The 21,627-nt window shown below is 44.9% G+C and carries 21 protein-coding genes; 12 read left to right on the top strand and 9 right to left on the bottom strand.

Features of this window, described 5'->3' with window-relative positions; genetic code table 11:
* Window positions 1-7: 7 nt before the first annotated feature.
* The 7 genes from L3V30_RS03565 (at window position 8) to luxS (ending at window position 8,478) form a co-directional block, all read left to right on the top strand.
* On the top strand, window positions 8-1,138 hold the full coding sequence (locus tag L3V30_RS03565) for a sodium ion-translocating decarboxylase subunit beta (protein WP_005396706.1): 1,131 nt from the start codon (window positions 8-10) through the stop codon (window positions 1,136-1,138).
* 123 nt (window positions 1,139-1,261) lie between these two features.
* A complete protein-coding gene (locus L3V30_RS03560; RefSeq protein ID WP_237308323.1) occupies window positions 1,262-2,212 on the top strand; it encodes an NADP-dependent oxidoreductase in 951 nt (316 codons plus the stop codon).
* A complete protein-coding gene (locus L3V30_RS03555; RefSeq protein WP_005396704.1) occupies window positions 2,206-2,667 on the top strand; it encodes a YqaA family protein in 462 nt (153 codons plus the stop codon). The genes L3V30_RS03560 and L3V30_RS03555 overlap by 7 nt, the downstream gene beginning before the upstream one ends.
* Before the next feature lie 9 nt (window positions 2,668-2,676).
* Window positions 2,677-5,520 (top strand): pitrilysin family protein, encoded by a 2,844-nt coding sequence (locus tag L3V30_RS03550; RefSeq protein ID WP_237308322.1) that lies wholly within the window; start codon window positions 2,677-2,679, stop codon window positions 5,518-5,520.
* Between the two features lie 156 nt (window positions 5,521-5,676).
* On the top strand, window positions 5,677-7,245 hold the full coding sequence (gene gshA, locus L3V30_RS03545) for a glutamate--cysteine ligase (RefSeq protein ID WP_046875082.1): 1,569 nt from the start codon (window positions 5,677-5,679) through the stop codon (window positions 7,243-7,245).
* Between the two features lie 24 nt (window positions 7,246-7,269).
* Window positions 7,270-7,875 (top strand): hypothetical protein, encoded by a 606-nt coding sequence (locus L3V30_RS03540; protein WP_176320214.1) that lies wholly within the window; start codon window positions 7,270-7,272, stop codon window positions 7,873-7,875.
* A gap of 84 nt (window positions 7,876-7,959) precedes the next feature.
* The gene (gene luxS, locus L3V30_RS03535) at window positions 7,960-8,478 is read left to right on the top strand and encodes an S-ribosylhomocysteine lyase (protein ID WP_005396698.1); all 519 of its coding nucleotides are present in this window, start codon (window positions 7,960-7,962) and stop codon (window positions 8,476-8,478) included.
* Window positions 8,479-8,598: 120 nt separating this feature from the next.
* Here luxS and L3V30_RS03530 read toward each other — a convergent pair whose 3' ends face one another.
* Together L3V30_RS03530 and L3V30_RS03525 are read right to left on the bottom strand one after the other, a co-directional pair.
* Complete coding sequence (locus L3V30_RS03530; RefSeq protein ID WP_047008981.1) at window positions 8,599-9,867, bottom strand: CNNM domain-containing protein; 1,269 nt, start codon at window positions 9,865-9,867, stop codon at window positions 8,599-8,601.
* 124 nt (window positions 9,868-9,991) lie between these two features.
* Window positions 9,992-10,786 (bottom strand): inner membrane protein YpjD, encoded by a 795-nt coding sequence (locus L3V30_RS03525; protein ID WP_047008980.1) that lies wholly within the window; start codon window positions 10,784-10,786, stop codon window positions 9,992-9,994.
* Window positions 10,787-11,010: 224 nt separating this feature from the next.
* On the opposite strand from L3V30_RS03525, the gene ffh reads away from it, so the two are divergent.
* From ffh to rplS, 5 genes are all read left to right on the top strand, one after another.
* Window positions 11,011-12,393: a signal recognition particle protein gene (gene ffh, locus L3V30_RS03520; RefSeq protein WP_005385423.1), complete on the top strand. Its 1,383-nt coding sequence runs from the start codon at window positions 11,011-11,013 to the stop codon at window positions 12,391-12,393.
* Between the two features lie 209 nt (window positions 12,394-12,602).
* Complete coding sequence (gene rpsP, locus L3V30_RS03515; RefSeq protein ID WP_005379962.1) at window positions 12,603-12,851, top strand: 30S ribosomal protein S16; 249 nt, start codon at window positions 12,603-12,605, stop codon at window positions 12,849-12,851.
* 29 nt (window positions 12,852-12,880) lie between these two features.
* Window positions 12,881-13,429 carry a ribosome maturation factor RimM gene (gene rimM / locus L3V30_RS03510; RefSeq protein ID WP_005379964.1) on the top strand — a complete coding sequence of 183 codons (549 nt, stop codon included), beginning with the start codon at window positions 12,881-12,883 and terminating at the stop codon, window positions 13,427-13,429.
* A 27-nt stretch (window positions 13,430-13,456) separates the two neighbouring features.
* The gene (gene trmD, locus L3V30_RS03505; RefSeq protein WP_237308321.1) at window positions 13,457-14,200 is read left to right on the top strand and encodes a tRNA (guanosine(37)-N1)-methyltransferase TrmD; all 744 of its coding nucleotides are present in this window, start codon (window positions 13,457-13,459) and stop codon (window positions 14,198-14,200) included.
* 41 nt (window positions 14,201-14,241) lie between these two features.
* Window positions 14,242-14,595: a 50S ribosomal protein L19 gene (rplS, locus tag L3V30_RS03500; protein ID WP_005379971.1), complete on the top strand. Its 354-nt coding sequence runs from the start codon at window positions 14,242-14,244 to the stop codon at window positions 14,593-14,595.
* An 837-nt stretch (window positions 14,596-15,432) separates the two neighbouring features.
* On the opposite strand, the gene yacG is transcribed toward rplS, so the two are convergent.
* The 7 genes from yacG to L3V30_RS03465 all read right to left on the bottom strand — a co-directional run bounded on the left by yacG (window position 15,433) and on the right by L3V30_RS03465 (window position 21,493).
* Complete coding sequence (yacG, locus tag L3V30_RS03495) at window positions 15,433-15,627, bottom strand: DNA gyrase inhibitor YacG (protein WP_005396692.1); 195 nt, start codon at window positions 15,625-15,627, stop codon at window positions 15,433-15,435.
* Window positions 15,628-15,785: 158 nt separating this feature from the next.
* Window positions 15,786-16,526 carry a cell division protein ZapD gene (gene zapD, locus L3V30_RS03490; protein ID WP_012841416.1) on the bottom strand — a complete coding sequence of 247 codons (741 nt, stop codon included), beginning with the start codon at window positions 16,524-16,526 and terminating at the stop codon, window positions 15,786-15,788.
* 27 nt (window positions 16,527-16,553) lie between these two features.
* Window positions 16,554-17,168 carry a dephospho-CoA kinase gene (gene coaE, locus L3V30_RS03485; protein ID WP_047008979.1) on the bottom strand — a complete coding sequence of 205 codons (615 nt, stop codon included), beginning with the start codon at window positions 17,166-17,168 and terminating at the stop codon, window positions 16,554-16,556.
* Window positions 17,169-18,038, bottom strand: a complete 870-nt coding sequence (locus L3V30_RS03480; protein ID WP_237308320.1) for an A24 family peptidase — start codon at window positions 18,036-18,038, stop codon at window positions 17,169-17,171. It lies immediately after the preceding gene.
* A gap of 64 nt (window positions 18,039-18,102) precedes the next feature.
* Window positions 18,103-19,326 carry a type II secretion system F family protein gene (locus L3V30_RS03475; protein WP_074191781.1) on the bottom strand — a complete coding sequence of 408 codons (1,224 nt, stop codon included), beginning with the start codon at window positions 19,324-19,326 and terminating at the stop codon, window positions 18,103-18,105.
* 23 nt (window positions 19,327-19,349) lie between these two features.
* Window positions 19,350-21,035, bottom strand: coding sequence for a type IV-A pilus assembly ATPase PilB (gene pilB / locus L3V30_RS03470; protein WP_237308319.1), 1,686 nt, complete (start codon window positions 21,033-21,035; stop codon window positions 19,350-19,352).
* A gap of 5 nt (window positions 21,036-21,040) precedes the next feature.
* Entirely contained in the window at window positions 21,041-21,493 is a 453-nt protein-coding gene (locus L3V30_RS03465) for a pilin (protein WP_203343401.1), read from the bottom strand.
* Between the last annotated feature and the right edge of the window lie 134 nt (window positions 21,494-21,627).

Below are 21,627 nucleotides of genomic sequence, written 5' to 3'. Positions count from 1 at the left end.
GAGTATCATGGACGGATTGTTAACCCTTTGGGCAGAAACAGGGATCGCTAACTTCGAGTTCGGCCAAATCTGTATGATGCTGGTTGGTTGTACCTTGCTGTTTTTGGCAATCAAAAAAGGCTTTGAGCCTTTACTGTTATTGCCGATTGGTTTTGGTGCTATCTTGGCGAATATTCCAAATGCTGGCTTTACTGAGCCTGGCGGCTTGCTCTACTACGTTTACTACATTGGGATTGAATCGGGTGTGTTCCCGTTGTTGATCTTCATGGGTGTGGGTGCGATGACCGACTTTGGTGCTTTGATCGCAAACCCAAAAACGTTGTGGCTAGGTGCGGCAGCTCAGTTTGGTATTTTTGCGACACTGTTTGGCGCTATTTTGCTCAACTATGTACCTGGTATGGAGTTCTCCATGGCGGATGCATCGTCTATCGCCATCATCGGTGGTGCGGATGGCCCAACGGCGATTTTCTTAGCAAGTAAGTTATCACCAGACCTGCTTGGTGCGATTGCTGTAGCCGCGTACAGCTACATGGCTTTAGTGCCAATCATTCAGCCGCCAATCATGAAGGCGCTAACCACTAAGGAAGAACGTGAGATTCAAATGGCGCAACTGCGTCACGTGGGTAAATGGGAAAAGGTATTGTTCCCGATGGCAGTATTACTCATGACGATTCTTTTCCTACCTTCAGCAACGCCTCTTGTCGGTATGTTCTGTCTTGGTAACTTAATGCGTGAAGCGGGTGTGGTCGATCGTCTATCGAAAACCGCACAAAATGAGCTGATCAACATCGTGACGATCTTCTTGGGCTTAGGGGTTGGCTCGAAGCTGCAAGCGGATCAATTCCTGAACTTAGAAACATTAGGCATTCTAGGGCTTGGTGCGGTTGCGTTTAGTATTGGCACGGGTGCTGGTGTGCTAATGGCTAAGTTGCTGAACAAGTTCTCAAAAGAAGACATCAACCCACTTATCGGTGCGGCTGGCGTTTCTGCGGTACCAATGGCCGCGCGTGTGGTGAACAAGGTCGGCTTACAAGCTAACCCGCAAAACTTCTTGTTGATGCATGCGATGGGACCAAACGTAGCTGGTGTATTGGGATCAGCGGTTGCCGCTGGTATCTTGCTAGCACTTGTCGGCTAGTCATTACCGAAAATGGAATGATCAACCAATTTACAAAATCACGATTAACTTCGGTTAACAAAATGGTTTATAGTCAAAGGGATGCTTTCGCATCCCTTTTTGTTTTCTTGCAGGGAATGGTTTATGGAACACAAACAGATCGTTATCACTGAATTTGGTGATGCCAACGTACTCGCGATTCAACATGCTTCTACACCATCACCACAGCCTGGTGAAGTCTTAGTAAAAGTCGCTTTTTCAGGCGTAAATCCTATTGATGTTAAAACTCGAGCCGGACTCGGTTGGGCAGCTGCGCAAAACAAGGATAATTTACCTTGGGTACCAGGTTACGACATCTCAGGAAAAGTCGTGTCCTGTGGAGACGGGGCGTCGCGTTTTAATGATGGTGATGAGGTGGCTGGATTTATCGGTTTCCCAGTCCGAGGCGGTGGGTACAGTCAGTACGTATGTGTTCCAGAAGCTGAGTTAAGTCATGTTCCTAGTTCAGTTACTTTAGAGGCTGCCGCAGCATTACCGTTGGCTGGCCAAACTGCGGCACAAGCACTTAGCAAAGCCAATGTGACAGAAAACGATCGCGTACTTATCCTCGCAGGAGCCGGTGGCGTTGGACACCTAGCGGTACAAATCGCGGTCGCGACTAAAGCGGAAGTCTTTACAACCTGCAGTGAACGAAATTTAGACTACCTGGCTACCCTTGGCGCTCACGCAGTGAACTATCAATTTGCACCAGTGTCAGAACGTGTTGAAGATGTTGATGTTTTGATTGATTTAGTAGGCGGAGATGCTGCGTTAGACGCGCTTAAATGCCTGAAAGACAATGCGAGAGTCATCACCGTTCCAACCATAACAGCTGAGCTGATTTGTGAAAAAGCCAAACTCCTAGGCTTTGAGGCTAGTGGCATGTTGGTTGAACCAGATCCTGCGCAGTTAGATACCTTGTTGTACATGGTCGGCGTTGGTTTACTGAAGACTGAAATTCAACAGGTTTATCCTATGAGTGATGTAATTGGTGCTCACCAGCAGGTCGAATCAGGAAGAACCAGAGGCAAGGTGTTGCTTGATATGACATGCTAGAAGCATTTAATACGAGCTTTGAAAGTTTAGCGCTTTGGTTTTCAGATTCAGCATTATGGGTGCTTTTCATGACCGGTTTTCTCAGTGCCACTTTGTTACCTGGTGGTTCTGAGGCGGGCTTAGTTGCCACTCTCTCATTAAATCAATATTCCGTTTCGTCAATTATTATGGTCGCCACTATCGGCAATACGCTTGGTGGCTTAACAAATTATTGGCTTGGCTTGTGGATTCCCAACAAAGCACAAGAGGAAAAGCACGGTCATACCGCATTAAAGTGGCTCTCTAAGTATGGCTATTGGGGATTGTTTTTTAGCTGGTTACCTGTAATTGGAGACCCGCTGTGTTTAGCCGCAGGGTGGCTAAGAATGAAGTTTCTGCCTTGCGTGATTTTAATATTTTTAGGAAAGGCTGCTAGGTATAGCTTACTTGCGGCCATCTATCTCGGATTATTTTAAGGAAAGTACATGAAGATGTTTTGGGTTGGCACGTGCTCACTATTGGTGATCACGGGCTGTGCATCAAATACGCCAGTTTCATCACTGCCGAAAGGGGTAACTTTCGTTGAGTCATCGAAAGCTGAAGAAGGCAAAGTTAAGATTCCTTACCAAAAGTATAAACTCGATAATGGCTTAACGGTGATCTTAGCTCCTGAAGATTCTGACCCATTGGTCCATGTGGATGTGACTTACCATGTTGGTTCGGCTCGTGAAGAAGTGGGTAAGTCTGGTTTTGCGCATTTCTTTGAGCACATGATGTTCCAAGGTTCAGAGAACGTTGGTGACCAAGAGCACTTCAGAATCATTACAGAGGCTGGCGGTACGTTAAATGGTACGACAAACCGTGATCGTACTAACTACTTTGAAACTGTCCCGGCTAACCAGCTAGAGAAAATGCTGTGGTTAGAGTCTGACCGTATGGGCTTTTTGCTGGATGCGGTTTCTCAACGCAAATTTGAAATTCAGCGTTCTACTGTAAAAAATGAGCGAGCTCAGCGTTACGATAATCGTCCTTATGGCTTAATTTGGGAGCGCATGTCTGAAGCGCTATATCCTGAAGGTCATCCGTATTCGTGGCAAACCATTGGTTATGTTGAAGATCTTGACCGTGTTGATGTGAACGACCTCAAAGCGTTTTTCTTGCGTTGGTATGGCCCAAACAATGCGACTATCACGATCGGTGGTGACTTAGACGTTGAACAAACTCTTGAGTGGGTAAATAAGTACTTCGGTTCGATTCCTCGTGGGCCAGAGGTTGAAAATGCGCCGAAACAACCTGCAAAGCTGCAAGAAGACAAATACATCACGCTAGAAGATCGGATTCAACAACCGATGGTGATGATCGCGTGGCCAACAACTTACAACGGCGAAGAAAGCCAAGCGTCTCTCGATACGCTATCTGAAGTGCTAGGTGGCGGTACAAACAGCGTGCTCTACCAAGACTTAGTCAAGACTCAAAAAGCCGTCGATGCGGGCTCATTCCATGACTGTGCAGAACTGGCGTGTAACTTTTACGTTTATGCAATGGGTGACTCTGGGGACAAAGGCGATCTATCAAAACTGTACGACGAGCTTTTACAGTCACTCAATCAGTTTGCTGAAAAAGGCGTGACAGAAGATCGCCTTGAACAATTGAAGGGTAAGGCGGAAGCGGATGCTATTTTTGCATTAGAAAGTGTTAAAGGCAAAGTAACGCAGTTGGCATCCAACGAGACATTCTTCGGCGATCCAGACCGTCTTGAGCAACAACTTGAGCAGATCCGCGCAGTGACACCTGCATCGGTAGAAAAAGCGTATACGGATTTTATCCAAGGTAAGAACAAAGTGACCCTAAGCGTGGTACCAAAAGGAAAAACTGACCTTGTCGTAAAACCAGCGACCTTTGTGACGCCAAAGCGTACGCTACCAGAATACGAGAAGATCACTGATGATCAATTGGCGTATCGTCGTGCGACCGATAACTTCGATCGCTCTGTGCAACCGCCTGTAGGGGAGCCAGTGAAAGCGACGATGCCTGAGTTGTACGAGCTTCATTTCAATAATGGCTCGGAATTGCTTGGCGCGGTTAGCGATGAAACACCAACGGTCATGATGCAGTTTAGTTTACCCGCGGGAACACGTTTTGTTGAAAAGGGCAAAGAAGGTCTTGCCCAATTGACCGCCGCGATGTTGCAAGAAGGCACAACGAAACGTAGTGTCGAAGAGATTCAAGCTGAGCTCGATAAACTAGGTAGTGTCATCTCCGTGAATGTAACGGGCTACACAACAAACATCAGCGTTTCTGCTTTAGAAAAGAACTTAGAGCCGACGTTGAAAATTGTCGAAGAGATGTTGCTGTCTCCTGCATTTAAGCAAGCAGACTTCGAGCGTGTGAAGATGCAAGCGCTAGAAGGTCTTGTGTATGAGCATCAAAACCCAAGTTGGATGGCATCACAAGCGACTCGCCAGGTGCTTTATGGGGACTCTGTCTTTGCTCGACCAAAAGACGGCACGCAAGCAGGTGTTAGTGCACTAACGTTGGATGATGTCCGTGAATTCTACTCGAAGCATTACACGCCACAAAGTGCGCAAATCGTCGTTGTTGGTGACATTGATCAACAGGAAATTGAACAGCAACTGACGTTCTGGAAAAACTGGCAGGATGAAGCTGCGCCATTGTATGCACCGCAAAGCATCGCTGCATTAGGTGAGCAAAAGATCCATCTTGTTGATAAACCAGGTGCACCACAAAGTGTGGTCATGATGGTTCGTCAGGGTATGCCTTACGATGCAACGGGCGATTTTTACCTAAGCCAACTGGCAAACTTCAACTTAGCTGGAAACTTCAATAGCCGCATTAACCAAAACCTACGTGAAGACAAGGGTTACACATACGGCGCTTACGGCTACTTCTCTGGAAATCCAGAAACTGGCTCGGTTGTTTTCACCGCGCAAGTACGAGCGGATGCAACGGTTGCTTCGATCATTGAGATGGAAAATGAGCTAAATGAATACTCGCAGTCAGGAATTACTGATGAAGAGATGAAATTTATGCGTCAAGCGGTCGGTCAAAAAGATGCACTGAAATATGAAACGCCAACACAAAAAGCGGAACTCATCAGTGATATTCTTAAGTACAACCTCGATCAAGATTACTTGCAGCAAAGAAACGCTATCGTAGAAAAAGTCGATAAGCAGACTTTGAATGCACTGGCTCAAAAGTGGTTTGATCCAAATGACTATCAAATTATCGTCGTTGGTGATGCTAAATCACTGCGTCCTCAATTAGAAAAGTTGGGGAAAGACGTAGAAGAGCTTGAAATCATTCGATAGAGTACACATTTAATAGCGGAGAAACGTTTCTCCGCTATTCATCTAGATAAGCGACTTTTCGTGGGTTATTTATCTAGATGCATTAAATATCAATAACTTAGCTTACGCTTGTCCTTTGTGATAAGTGTCCTGCTCCCAATATAAGCGAACCTCATTTTGACTGATTTTGCTGCGCGACTAAAAAAAGTTGCATCAAACCCCGAAGTATTTAAGCAGTTTGGACGCGGTGTTGAGCGAGAAACTTTGCGCTATCGTCAGGATGGACATCTAGCAACAACACCTCATCCAGAAGGGTTAGGCTCAGCGTTCACAAACCAATGGATCACGACTGATTTTTCTGAATCATTGTTAGAGTTCATTACTCCTGTGTCACATGAAATTCCAGAACTGATGGCACAACTGAAAGATATCCATCACTTCACGCAGACAAAAATGGGTGAAGAAAAGATGTGGCCTCTTTCTATGCCATGTTATGTTGGCTCGGAAGAGGATATTCAGCTTGCTCAGTACGGCTCTTCGAATGCAGCAAAAATGAAAACCCTGTACCGAGAAGGCCTAAAACGCCGCTATGGCAGCCTGATGCAAATCATTTCAGGTGTGCATTTTAACTTCTCGTTCCCTGAGACATTTTGGGATGCGCTATACGGCGAGCAAGATGAACAAGCCCGCCAAGATGCTAAGTCTGATGCCTACTTTGCGCTGATCCGTAACTATTACCGTTTTGGTTGGATGATTCCGTATTTCTTCGGCGCATCGCCAGCGTTATGCGGCTCTTTTATTCAAGGTCGTGAAACCGATCTGCCATTCGAGAAAATTGGCGGCACTTTGTATTTGCCGAAATCGACGTCTTTGCGTTTGAGCGATCTGGGCTACACCAATAGTGCGCAAAGTGTACTGAAAATTGGCTTTAACAGCATTGATCAGTATCTGGATGGTTTGAGCGATGCGATTCGTCACCCATCAGAAGAGTTTGCGAAAATAGGCGTCAAAGTGGACGGTGAATACCGCCAGCTTAATTCCAATATTTTACAAATTGAGAACGAGCTATACGCTCCAATTCGCCCGAAACGCGTGTCGAAAAGTGGTGAGAAGCCTTCAGATGCGTTACGACGCGGTGGGGTTGAGTACATTGAAGTTCGCTCTCTAGACGTTAACCCATTCAGCGCAGTGGGGTTGGATGAAGAGCAAGTACGATTCCTTGATCTCTTCCTGACTTGGGCGGCCTTGTCAGACTCGGATCCAATGGACAACTGTGAATTAGAGTGTTGGCGCGACAACTGGAACAAAGTCATTGTTTCTGGTCGTGAAAAAGGGCTAATGCTTCAAATTGGTTGCCAAGGTGAACGTCTATCTCTGCAAGATTGGGCGCATCGAGTGTTTGTCGAGCTGCGTCAGATAGCACAGCAAATGGATATGGCTGCTGGTGGCAGTGCATACCAAGATGTGTGTAATAAACTCGAGACATGGATTGATAACCCAGAACTAACGATTTCAGGTCAACTATTAGAGCTGACGAAAGAGCTTGGTGGGTTAGGTAAAGTCGGCTGTGCGCTTGGCATGAAGTACCGCGAGGAAAATCTAGCTCACGGTTATCAGTACTACTCGCAAGATACGATGGAAACGGAAGTGGCGTCGTCAGTAGAAAAGCAAAAGCAAGCGGAACAAAGTGACACGCTATCTTTTGATGATTTTTTGGAAGATTACTTTGCTTATCTGAAGCAGTAGTGAATAGGTAAAGGTTGGGTGGGATTGAACATTAAACCGTTAGTAGTATCGGTACTCGGAAGCATGTTACTTACAGGTTGTGCCACGGCACCGCCAAAGCAGCAGAATAATTTATGTGAGATATTTCGAGAGAAATCCGGCTGGTATGATGATGCCAAAGATATGGAAGAAAAGTGGGGAACCCCCATTCATGTCGCTATGGCTATCATTAAACAAGAAAGCAGCTTTCGGCACGATGCGAAACCACCCAAAGACTATTTATTGGGATTTATCCCTTGGGGACGAGTTAGCAGTGCGTATGGTTACGCTCAAGCTCAAGATCCTGCTTGGGAAGATTTCCAAGATGCGACGGGTCAGGGCGGTTCTCGTACCAACTTTGATGATTCAATGATGTTTGTCGGTTGGTATACTCACGAAACGAGGCGCCAACTAGGGATTTCGTTATGGGACCCATACAGTCAATATCTGGCTTATCATGAAGGTCGAGGTGGGTACAAGCGAGGTACTTATAAGCGAAAGCCCAGTTTGATCAAAGTCGCTCGACGTGTTGAACAAACTGCAAAAACTTATGGCTGGCAGCTGAAGCAATGTCGTCAGGAATTGGAAGACAACAGCAGCTGGTTCTTTTAACCCACAGCCTGTTTATGTGCTGAAGGGATGAATGACATTTATCCAGTACCGAGAGGTATTGGAGTTACAATCAGGAGAGATGTAATGCCTTTACTCGATAGTTTTACCGTGGACCACACTCGCATGAATGCACCGGCAGTGCGAGTGGCGAAGACCATGCAGACCCCAAAAGGGGACACGATTACTGTCTTCGATTTACGCTTTACCGCGCCAAACAAAGACATCCTTTCTGAAAAAGGTATTCATACACTAGAGCACCTTTATGCAGGCTTTATGCGCAATCACCTAAACAGCGATTCTGTTGAGATCATCGATATTTCGCCTATGGGTTGCCGCACGGGCTTTTACATGAGCCTGATTGGCACTCCATCAGAGCAGCAAGTAGCGGATGCTTGGATTGCGGCCATGGAAGACGTACTAAAGGTAGAAAGCCAGAACAAGATCCCTGAACTCAACGAATACCAATGTGGCACGGCAGCGATGCACTCTTTAGAAGAAGCACAACAGATCGCAAAGAGCATTTTGGATGCTGGTGTATCGGTGAACAAAAATGATGAACTTGCTTTGCCTGAATCGATGCTAAAAGAGCTACGCATCGACTAGTTGCTAAAAACTTATCAAGAAGCATATTTATCCAGAACTAAAAAGAGCCTGACATGATCAGGCTCTTTTCTTTTTATTTCTTATCGTGAGTTTTTCTCATCGTGGTTTGTAGATAGGTGGCTATTTTTTCTTTTTAGGATAAACACGAACGAGCTTGATGCGGTTTTCTTCAATCTCAACAAGCTCCATTGGATGACCAGCCACTCTCACGCTTAAATGGCTCTCTGGGATATCTTCCAGGTGCTCCAAAATAAGACCGTTTAACGTTCTTGGGCCATCCGTTGGTAAATCCCATTTCAGGCCTTTGTTGATATCTCGGATATTGGTGCTGCCTTCAATGAGGAAGCTTCCGTCACCTTGAGGACTGATTTCATCAGAAAGGCTTGGAGAAATCGAGGTCGTGAATTCGCCAATGATCTCTTCCAGAATATCTTCCAATGTCACCAAGCCAATAATGTCGCCATACTCATCAACAATCAGACCAATACGCTGTTTGTTGCGTTGGAACTTTAACATTTGCACGTTCAGTGGCGTACCTTCCGGGATGTAATAGACTTCATCCGCAGCACGTAATAGCGTCTCTTTATTGAACTCGTTTTTTTCTAGCATCAGGCGGTAAGCTTCACGCAGGCGCAGCATGCCAACCACTTCATCAATTTGGTCACGATAAAAAACAATGCGTCCATGTGGTGAGTGGGTAAGCTGACGAACGATGGATTTCCAGTCATCATTAATATCGATACCGGTAATCTCATTACGTGGCACCATGATATCGTTCACAGTGACGTGCTCAAGATCCAAAATAGATACCAACATGTCTTGGTGTCGGCGAGGGATCAATCCGCCAGCTTCGTTTACTACGGTACGCAGCTCATCGGAACTAAGATGGTCTTCTACTGAGTGATCGGCTTTTACGCCAAGTAAACGAATAAAGCCATTCGTAATAAAGTTAACGAGCATCACCAAAGGCGATAGTAACTTCATCAATATGGTCAGTAGGATACTGCTCGCGTAAGACACGCGTTCAGGGTACAGCGCTGCAATTGTTTTTGGGGTAACTTCAGCAAAAACCAATACAACCATAGTCAGTGCACCGGTTGCGATAGCGACACCTAAATCACCATACAAACGCATACCAATAATGGTCGCGATGGCGGACGCGAGAATATTAACGAGGTTGTTGCCGATAAGAATAAGACCAATCAAACGATCTGGACGGTCTAATAGTTTTTCGACTCGCTTAGCGCCTTTATGCCCATTTTTGGCTAAGTGCTTTAAGCGATAACGGTTCAGAGACATCATCCCTGTTTCTGAGCCGGAAAAGTAACCTGATATGACGATAAGACACGCGAGTAGCGCAAACAAGATACCCGTAGAGATGTCGTCCAAAACGTTGCTGTTCCTTGTAAGTATTGGGTTATATAACGGTTGAGTAAGTCCGTTAAGTCAAAGGGTTAAGGCGTACTGTATTTTATCTAGCCTAAAATATAAAGGATAGGAGCCCTAGAGCTCCTTAATTCAAGATGATTTCTTTCACAAAGCGACTGCCAAAATACGCCAGAGTTAACAGCGTTGCCCCTGCGACAGCGAACCAAGTAACTTTTCTACCACGCCAACCTTTTTGATAATGACCCCAAAGCAGTATTGAGTACACAATCCAAGCGATGAAAGAAAGAATGCCTTTATGCGCTTTACCTTGAGCAAACATATCCTGCACAAAGACAAAGCCAGTAATGAGCGTGCCAGTTAACAATAAATTACCGATCAAAATAATTTTGAATAGCTGACGCTCTACCATTAATAAAGGCGGCAGGTTTGGGTTAATCGCCAAAGATTTTTTTGTTTTCAGTTTGTGATCTAACCAAGCCAGCTGAAGTGCGTAGAGTGCACCGATAGTTAAAGTTGCGTATGAGAACAGCGCAAAAGAAATGTGAATGAGTAGCTTAGGATCATTCTCTAGGTGCTTGATAAACGTGCTTGGCAAAAATGTGGCAGCAGATAAATTGATGGCAGCAAAGCTATAAACGACAGGCAATAAAAACCACAACCGATTTTTCAACATAGCAAGGCTCATGACCAGAGAAATAATAAAACTGATCAAAGAGGCTACGTTGAGAATACTAAGGTTTTGACCTGCACCATCAAAAATCAGATCACTCAAAATCCACGCATGAAAAACAAGCGCACAGGCAGCACTAGCAAACACTGTTTTTGCTTTGATTCCTGACTGCTGTGAGAGTCCGGGTATGATGGTCGCAATCGCCAAAACATAAAGTATGGCGGCCGCGATGGCTATTAAGCTATCCATGAATCCTAAATATTATTGTGCACAATGAGGAAATTATACCTTGCATTACACTTTGGGGCTACGTTATATCCGACATCAATCGTGAGAGATGAGATATTGAAATTAATAAGTTACCGCACCATATAGAAATAGAGACAAGAATAGAGCAGCGGTACGGGTATGACTCAGACCTTGGCTAATGTATACTCACACTAATTAATCGCCATTTTAGCGAAGAGACAAAGATGTTTGAGAATTTAACGGATCGATTATCCAAAACGCTGAAAAATATCAGTGGCAAAGGTCGTCTGACCGAAGACAACATTAAAGAGACCCTACGTGAAGTACGAATGGCCTTACTTGAAGCTGACGTTGCGCTTCCGGTTGTTCGTGAATTTGTTAACCGCGTTAAAGAAAAAGCGGTAGGTGTAGAAGTTTCTAAATCTCTGACTCCAGGTCAGGAATTTATCAAGATCGTTCAAACAGAACTTGAAGCCGTAATGGGTGAGTCGAATGAGGCGCTAAACCTTGCCGCTCAACCACCTGCTGTGCTTCTTATGGCGGGTCTACAAGGTGCGGGTAAAACCACATCGGTAGGTAAGCTATCTAAGCTTTTAAAAGAACGTGACAAGAAGAAAGTCTTGGTTGTGTCTGCCGACGTTTACCGCCCTGCTGCAATCAAGCAGCTTGAAACGCTGGCATCAGACATCGGTGTTGACTTCTTCCCATCATCACCAGACCAGAAGCCTATTGATATCGCCAATGCAGCGATTGACCATGCGAAGAAAAAATTCTACGACGTATTGATTGTCGATACCGCAGGTCGCTTGGCGATTGATGAAGAGATGATGGGGGAGATCAAAGATCTTCACGCAGCTATCAACCCAGTAGAAACGCTATTTGTTGTTGACGCTATGACGGGTCAAGACGCAGCAAATACAGCAAAAGCCTTTGGCGATGCGCTACCTCTTACCGGTGTAGTTCTAACTAAAGTTGATGGTGATGCTCGTGGTGGTGCGGCACTGTCAGTACGCCATGTAACGGGCAAACCAATCAAATTCTTGGGTGTCGGTGAAAAAACTGACGCGCTAGAACCGTTCCATCCAGATCGTGTTGCTTCACGTATTCTTGGTATGGGTGACGTTCTGTCTTTAATTGAAGACCTACAACGCAACGTTGACCAAGAAAAAGCAGAAAAGCTGGCGAAGAAGTTCAAAGAGAAGAAAGGTTTCGACCTTGAAGATTTCCGTGAACAGCTAGGCCAGATGCAAAACATGGGTGGCATGATGGGCATGATGGATAAGCTTCCTGGCATGTCTCAGCTACCAGACAATGTGAAAGACAAAGTCGATGACAAGATGTTCAAGCAGATGGAAGCGATCATCAGCTCCATGACAATGAAAGAACGTCAACGCCCAGAGATTATCAAAGGCTCACGCAAGAAACGTATTGCGGCTGGTTCTGGTGTGCAGGTTCAAGACGTAAACCGCTTACTAAAACAGTTCACCCAAATGCAGAAGATGATGAAAAAGATGCAAAAAGGTGGCATGAAAGGCATGATGCGCAACATGCAAGGCATGATGGGCGGCATGGGTGGAGGCGGTGGCTTCAACCCATTTGGTCGTTAATTAATCGATCACGCATAGATTCAGGGTGTTAGGTACGTCACAAACTTTAAATTCAATTTATGTTGGTGAAAAAGTAACTAAACTCCTTGCATTGCTCCGGGAGAAGAGTAAAATTCCGGAGCTTTATTTTGGCACGAGACCCCAAACTATTTAATTTCTTGAATGGTTTTTGGGGTTAATTTTATTTTTGAGAAAGCAAAGAGGACGACATGGTAACCATTCGTTTGGCACGTCACGGCGCTAAAAAGCGTCCATTTTATCAAATCGTAGTAGCGGACAGCCGCAACGCTGCAACTGGCCGTTTCATCGAGAAAGTTGGTTTCTTTAACCCAACTGCTAAAGGTCAAGAAGAAGGTCTACGTCTAGACCTAGACCGCGTTAACCACTGGGTTGGTCAAGGCGCGTCTGTATCTGACCGCGTTGCTAAGCTAGTTAAAGACGCTCAAAAAGCGGCTTAATTTTTTACTTGAAAAGTAGAAACTAGTTTATGTCGATGAAAGGTAAAGAAACAATGAGCAACGAAAAGATTGTTGTAGGCAAGTTTGGTGCTACTTACGGCATTCGAGGTTGGCTTAAGGTTTTTTCCTACACAGACAATGCTGAAAGCATTTTCGATTACAGCCCTTGGTATATTAACCAAAAGGGCAAGTGGGTTGAGTACAAAGTAGAAAGCTGGAAGCGCCATAACAAAGGTATGGTGGCTAAGCTGGAAGGCATGGATGTTCGTGAAGACGCGCATCTAATGACGAACTTTGAAATTGCTATTGACCCTGCGGTACTTCCTGAATTGTCAGAAGATGAGTTCTACTGGCGCGAATTGTTTGGGATGCAAGTTGTAACCACTAAAGGTTACGATCTAGGTGTCGTTACTGACATGCTAGAAACTGGCTCAAACGATGTTCTGGTTGTTAAAGCAAATCTTAAAGATGCTTTCGGGCAGAAGGAACGATTAATCCCGTTCCTTGAAGAGCAAGTGATCATTAATGTTGATCGCGAAGCTCAACGGATCGAAGTTGACTGGGATCCTGGATTCTAATCTCCAAAATTACAGAGCGAGATAAACATGTGGGTTGGCGTTATTAGCCTTTTTCCAGAAATGTTCCGTTCTGTTACTGATTTTGGAGTAACAGGTCAAGCGGTTAAAAAAGGTCTTTTGTCGATTGAGACTTGGAATCCTAGAGATTTCACTCACGACAAACATCGCACAGTCGATGACCGACCTTACGGTGGTGGCCCTGGTATGTTAATGATGGTTCAGCCTTTGCGCGATGCCATTCATACCGCGAAAGCAGCCTCACCGGGCAAGACGAAAGTCATCTACCTTTCTCCTCAAGGTCGCAAGCTCGACCAGAAAGGAGTGGAAGAACTGGCAACGAATGAGAACTTGCTTCTGATTTGTGGTCGTTATGAAGGGGTAGATGAGCGCATCATTCAATCTGAAGTCGACGAAGAATGGTCGATTGGTGATTTTGTGATGACGGGTGGTGAGATACCAGCCATGACGTTAATCGACTCTGTCTCTCGGTTTGTTCCGGGTGTACTAGGGGATTTCGCGTCAGCAGAAGAAGACTCTTTTGCAAATGGCTTGTTAGATTGCCCTCACTATACGCGTCCAGAAGTATTGGATGACAAAGAAGTACCAGCGGTACTGATGTCAGGCAATCACAAGGACATTCGTCAATGGCGACAAAAACAGTCGCTGGGCCGAACTTGGCTTAGAAGACCAGAGCTCCTGGAAAACCTAGCTCTGACTGACGAACAGGAACAATTACTTGCTGAGTTCATTAGTGAACATAACGCAAAGTAACCTAATTTATTTAGTATCAGTTTATTCTAGGAATTTAAAAAATGAGTAACATCATCAAAGCTCTTGAAGAAGAGCAAATGAAATCAGACCTACCTAAATTTGCACCAGGTGACACTGTTGTAGTTCAAGTTAAGGTAAAAGAAGGTGACCGTGAGCGTCTACAGGCTTTCGAAGGCGTTGTAATCGCAATCCGTAACCGTGGTCTACACTCTGCTTTCACTGTACGTAAAATCTCTAACGGTGAAGGTGTTGAGCGTACGTTCCAAACACACTCTCCAATCGTTGATAGCATCGAAGTTAAACGCCGTGGTGCAGTACGTCGTGCCAAGTTGTACTACCTACGTGAGCGTTCTGGTAAGTCTGCTCGTATCAAAGAGAAACTTGCTAAGAAGTAATGCTATAACTAGCGTTCTCATCTTAAACGGAGTCCTTTTAGGGCTCCGTTTTTTTATTTGTGTAATTAGCTTGCTCGTTTCTTTTCACCCGACCTGTACTGTCGATGCTCATGCACTGGCATACTCTCCACGCTTCCGCCTTGCTCGAATAAAAATAGCTTTGCTAGATCATCAAAATAGTCAGAGTTGAAAAGAGGGGAATGAATACCGATTGCAGACCGCAATGGTTAAAATTCATCATTCTGGATAGCGACGAAGTAGCGGGATTCAGAATCTACTAGTCGAGAGCATTAGTGTTTAAGTTGTTAGCTTCATCCTTGCTGTGAGTAGATTCCTGATGTCGCTATGGCTCCTCGGAATGACGGGAAATGATGGCCAAAGATTACAGGGCACCGCGGTTAAAATTCATCATTCTGGATAGCGAAGAAGTAGCGGGATTCAGAATCTACTAGCCGAAAGCACTAGTGTTTAAGTAGTCAACTTCAGAAGTGTCCTTGCTGTGAGTAGATTCCTGATGTCGCGATGGCTCCTCGGAATGACGAGAAATGACGGTCAAAGATTGTAGGGCGCCGCGATTAAAATTCGTCATTCTGGACAGCGACGAAGGAGCGTGATTCAGAATCTACTAGTCGAGCATGCAATTGTTTAAGTTGTTAGCTTCATCCTTGCTATGAGTAGATTCTTGATGCCGCTATAGCTCCTCGGAATGACGGCAAATGATGACCAAAGATTACAGGGCTCCGCGGTTAAAATTCGTCACTCTGGACAGCGACGAAAGAGCGTGATTCAGACTCCCCAAGAAGGAGCCTAGGATATTCCTTTACCCTAGTGCCTCAATTAATACTGGTCTTCAGACCAGCCATCACTGTCGGACATATCGGGGGCGCCTGGGATGGTGTTTTCTTCATCTGCCCATTCACCAAAATCAATCATTTGGCATTGTTTACTGCAGAAAGGGCGATGAGGACTTTGTTCTCCCCATTCTACGTCGGCGCCACATTGTGGGCATTGAACGATGGTAATTTTAGACATAGTTGAGCGTCCCATTACTAATTGGTGTTAAAGGGTAGTATACCTAAATGAATTCAAGATGGCTTATTCAACGCGCTATTGCCGCTACGAAATTTTATCCAATATAAGCGCAATAAAGCGTTGAATTTTAGATTGTGGGGGTGAGGCTTAGTACCGTCTTAGCTGCACACAGCAAGTTCAAACTCAATATCTTGTGTGCACGCTTGACCGTTTTCAAACGACATAAACTTGATCGCAAAGCGGTTTTTATGGCCAGAAATCATAGGATAAACGCCATATTCCATTGGGATGTGGAGCCTTAGAATATTGGCTTCATCAGCGTCACTTTGGAAGAAACCCGCACGACCGATTTGAGCTTTGAAATGTCCGGTCTCTCTGGTGAGTTTCAACCATAGCGAAAGCGCATCAGATAAGGGCTTTAAGCTTACTTGCCACTGCTGTGCATCATGCTTTTTACGTTCAATGGGTAGGTGAAGCCAGTAATGTAACGCTGGCAAATCAAAACAGCATGAACCACCCGGTAGATTAAAGCGTTGGCGGATAGAGCTTAAGAAGCGATCTTCTTTTAGTGCTTGACCAAAACGCTCTGCACCCATCAGTTGGCTATGAACGACATCTATCTCTTGTAGTAGGGTATTTAATGCGTCTTGATCGACGCCATCAACATTTAGCCAATGGCGGTACGACAATCGTTGTTTCTCTAAATCTTTGGCCAGTTCACTTTTCAGCTGGATCTGTTCGAAGATCTCAACCATATCGAATAACGCACGGAAAAACAGTTGGTACTGGTGATTTTCGCTAAACCCAGAAGCCAAGTGAGCCTGACGCAGCAGAGACTCCACTCTTAGATAAATACGAGTTTTCTCATTTAACGGATGTTCAAATTTGTGCGTGGTCATCGACATAAGCCTTTGTGAGTTTCGTTCCTATTTTCGCAGATTTTTCTTACACATGGCTAGGTACTTTTCGTGCAAATCTGTGATTTGAAGCAAAAGATCTGGGTCACTTGGATTATTCTTAACCACATCGTCTGCAAGCGCGAGTCTTTGCTCTCTTGATGCTTGAGAGGCAAGGATGGCGCGAGCTTGTTCTTCACTCACATTGTCTCGTTTCATCGTGCGAGATATCTGTGTATTCGGTTCTACATCGACGACAAGAACTCGATCACACAAACTGTCTAGCTTGTTTTCTACGAGCAACGGCACCACAAGTAACGCATACTCTGAGGTGACTTGCTGCAAATCTTCGATCATCTTTTCACGAATTATCGGGTGCAACAGTGCGTTGAGCCATGCTTTTTCATCTGAGTTTGAAAAGATTTTCTCTCTCAGCTTTGCGCGATCTAAAGTTTGGTCTTCACGAACGATATCGTGACCAAAATGTTCAATAATCGCGTTTAGGCCGGGAGTGCCTGGCTCGACAACTTCTCTTGCTACAATGTCGGCATCGACGATATCGATTTTAAATTGTTGTTTGAACAGATTCGCGACGGTTGTTTTACCGCTAGCGATACCACCTGTTAAACCAATAACCAAAGCCATTTACACTCCTAGAACTGAAGTAAAGTACCAGTTTAAAATCTGGTCGCCCCAAATTAAGCTTATCCAACCAGCAATTGCTAAGTACGGACCGAAAGGAAAAGCTTTTTCAATTCCCTGTTTTTGCAAGCGTAGTTGAATGATGCCAAATGCGATGCCAACCACAGAAGAAAGTAGAATGATCATCGGCAGTGACTGCCAGCCCAGCCAAGCCCCTAGTGCTGCTAGTAGTTTAAAATCACCATATCCCATTCCTTCTTTACCAGTAAGTAGCTTAAAGCCCCAGTAAACGGACCAGAGACATAGGTAACCAGCAATAGCACCAATGACAGAATCTTGTAGAGTAACAGGACTTATTTCGACTAATGCTAAGGCAATGCCAGCCCAAGTTAATGGTAATGTTAATTGGTCAGGTAACAACATAGTATCGAGATCGATAAATGTTGCGGCGATTAAGATAAAAGTGAAAAAGAGTAGGGCAACGGTAAAGTAACTAAAACCAAAGTGGTAAGCGACAAAGCCTGAGCAGAACGCAGTGAGCAGTTCAATCAGTGGATAGCGTGCGCTAATGGCTGTCTGACAGTTGTGGCATTTGCCTTTTAAAAGCAGCCAGCTAATCACAGGAATGTTGTCTCGAACACGTATCGGCGTTGCGCACTTCTGACAGGAGGAGCGTGGGACGCTCAAGGTAAGCATTTCTTTAGGAGGTTCTATTTTGTATTCAGGAAATGACTCGGCACATTCGCGTCGCCATTCTAGTTCCATGATTTTAGGTAGTCGATAAATAACCACATTGAGGAAGCTACCCACGATCAGACCGAAGATGGTGGCAAACACAACGAATAGCCAAGGGTAGTACTGGAATACTTCCATATTTGTCTCTTGAGCGATGAGTGAAATCAGCAAGATGCTGTTTTAAAGGAGTTAACAGCTCATTCTAGCCCAATACACTCATTAAGTTAAAGATTGGCAAGTACATTGCTGTCACTAATCCGCCAACAACGATGCCTAAAAAAACGATAATTAGCGGCTCTAGAATTTTACTAAGGTTGTCGACGGTGTTATCGACTTCAAACTCGTAGATCGTTGCAACTTTATTGAGCATATCGTCAAGTCGACCAGACTCTTCACCGATCATAACCATTTGTAACACCAATTCAGGGAACACATTACAATTACGCATGGCAACATACATTGGCATACCTGCGGCGGTATCACGGTAAACTTCTTCTATGGCGAGTTGATAGTGTAAGTTTCCTGAGGTTTTTGATGTGGTTTTTAAACTGGTTAGAATTGGAATACCCGCTGTAAAGCTTGTGGCGAGTGTTCGACTAAATTTGGCGATAGCGGCTTTTGATAATACAGGCCCAAGGACAGGAAATTTAAGCACAGAGCGGTTGAGCATTAAGCGAAAAGAATCTGAACGCTTAGAGAGGATTCTCGCCGAGATGAATAGACTGATAGAGCCTAGTGCGATAAACGGACTCCAGTTTTGTGTCCAGGCGGAAAGATCTAACACTTGCCTGGTAAACCAAGGTAAGTCAGCACCAAAACCAACAAACATTTTTTCGAACTCGGGAATGACTTTGGTGAGCATGATAAACGACACGCCTAACGCTACTAGCACTACCATGGCTGGGTAAATCAGTGCTTTGATCACTTTCGCACGAAGCTGCTCATTTTTTTCTCGGTAGGTGGCTAAGCGCTCGAACACTTCCGCTAAGTTACCGGATTGCTCACCTGTTGCGATAAGGTCGGTATAGAGTGGGTCAAAGTGTTCACTTGCAGTGCGCATGGCTTTTGACATGGGTGTACCTGCCTCAACGGCGCGTGTCACGCTCATCAAAATGGATTTCATCTCTGCTTTTTTATGGTTTTCTGAGACCAACTTTAAAGCCTGAACTAAGGGCACACCGGTTATCAACATCGTCGAAATCTGACGGGTAAACACCGTGATGTCTCTGCCTTTCACGCGATGGCTGAGTTTAGTGAGAAACGAGATACTGCTTTTCTTTAACTTCTTGATCTTGATGTGTTGTGCGTCTAGACGCTCGCGTACTTCAATTTCTGTCATCGCGAGGGTTTGTCCAGACGTCTTTTTGCCTGAACTGTTGATGCCTTTCCAGCGGAAGTTTTTAAGTTGTGGTGTAGTGGTTTTCATAGAGGTGACTGCTGATTAAAGGATTAAAAATAAAGTACGCGCTGTAGTTCACTAAAACTTGTGATCCCTTGTTTGAGTTTTTCTATGCCCGACATTTGTAACGTGCTCATACCATTTGCGATGGCGAGTTTTTCTAGTTCATGTACCGACGCGCCTTTAATAAGAGCTTCGGAAAGAAATTCATCAAAGCGCATCACTTCATAAATCCCCGTTCGGCCGGAATAACCATGGGTACACTCATTGCATCCATCGGGATTGGCTTTAAAAATGTTGTCGCTTGTTTGAATTCCGAGATGTTGTAGCTGAACGGTAAGCTCTTGCGACTGTTTGCAGTGCGAGCACAGTTTTCGGGCCAAGCGCTGGGCAATAATCAAACTAAGAGATGAGGCCAAGTTAAAGCTTTCTACGCCCATGTTTGATAAACGAATCACCGTTTCAGCCGCAGAATTGGTATGCAAGGTTGAAAGTACTAAGTGACCGGTTTGCGATGCTTTGATAGCGATTTCGGCGGTATCTAAATCACGAATCTCACCGACCATTACTACATCGGGGTCTTGACGTAAGAAAGAGCGCAGGGCTTCGGCAAAACCAAAACCAATCTTAGGCTGAACTTGAACTTGGTTAATGCCCGATAAGTTAATTTCTACTGGGTCTTCTGCCGTGGAAATGTTGATTTCTGGTTTATTGAGAATACTCAGCCCAGTGTACAGAGAAACGGTTTTCCCGCTCCCAGTTGGGCCTGTCATCAGAATCATGCCTTGTGGGCGACGGAGCGCATCCAAGTACAATTGTTTTTGTTGTTCGCTATAACCAAGCTTGTCGATATCCAGTGACGCAGAGCTGCTGTCGAGCAGTCGTAATACAATTTTCTCTCCGAATAGAGTCGGTAGCGTGGATACACGCATATCAATCGCGGTGTCTTGATTCAACTTGAGCTTAATACGCCCATCTTGTGGTAAACGTCGCTCTGCAATATCAAGCTTAGAGAGGATTTTGATACGAGCGGATAAGCGGCGACTTAAGTGGCTTGGTGGCTGCTGTGTTTCAATTAAGATGCCATCACAGCGTAAGCGAACGCGGTACATCTTTTCATAAGGCTCAAAGTGGATATCGGATGCGCCTTTGCGCACAGCGTCCAACAGAATTTGGTTTATGTAACGGCTAACAGGAGATTCGTCTTGGCTCAAGTCTTCAATGTTGTCGATTTCATCTGCGCCCACGTCAACCAGATTGGCTAACTCTTCTTGGTTGATCTCTTTTAACCCGGACTTCTCATGACTCAATGAACGACCATATAAGCGTCGAATTGCCGCGCTGAGTTGACGAAAATCCGCCAACACCAATTCAATCTGTAAACCAGTCGCAAAACGAAAGTCATCTTCTGCTTGCTGGTTCGTGGGGTCGGCAACGGCTAATAACAACGTTGAAGGCGTACGCTGGAGTGGGAGTGCGTTATGTCGAGTGATTAATTCACGTAGACCGAGCTGTTGACAAAGCGAAGCATACTCGTACTGAGATAACTCGGGCTGATTTAAACCAAAGAGAGAACTTAAGTGATCAGCGAGCTCACTTGACGTGAAGAATCCAGAACTGAGTAAAGCTTCCGGCATCGAAATGCCAGAAGCTTTGACTTGCTCAAGCAACGATTCTTCTTGGAAAAATGTTAGTAATCCGGCCTGGCGAAGAATTGTTGAGAGGTTGGTGAGCATTAATGTTAACGACAGTTTTTTGGTAAAATATCAGTTTCGACAGGCTTCTGACTAGAACCTGCACAAGTCCATGTGCCGTTAGCATCTCTTGCTAAAGCGAAACTCTTGTCAGTAACTAGATTACTGACACCACTAGATTTAAATTTGAAAGTGATGGTACCGGTTGCCCCGGATGTATTGGTAGCTGCAAAGTCAATATCCCCTGATGGAATTGTTTTTGGTGCACCTAGCTCCTCTTCTGTTCCGTTTGCAGGGAATGCGCCATTTTCAACTGCGTACGCCTCTACGTTTGTTTTTAAACCTGTTAATGTCGCGAGTGCAGAAGCAACCTCAGACTTTGCCACATATTTTTGGTACTGTGGAATAGCTATGGATGCCAAGACACCAATCACAGCCACTACAATCATCAATTCGATCAGAGTAAAACCCTGTTGTTTCTTCTGTTTACTGTTTTTCATTTTTAACCCTTTCCTAAAAATTAATAATGCTCTTGCATTAGCGAAAGATTATGGAGAGTTAAGGTGGGTTGAAAATGGGGAAGAGATGGGCTCTCGAGTGAGATAAAACTCTTTGGTAGAAAGTTGCATATTGC

Source organism: Vibrio sp. A1-1 (assembly GCF_021728175.1).
Lineage (GTDB): Bacteria > Pseudomonadota > Gammaproteobacteria > Enterobacterales > Vibrionaceae > Vibrio > Vibrio diabolicus.
This window is presented reverse-complemented; position numbering and strand designations above follow the sequence as displayed.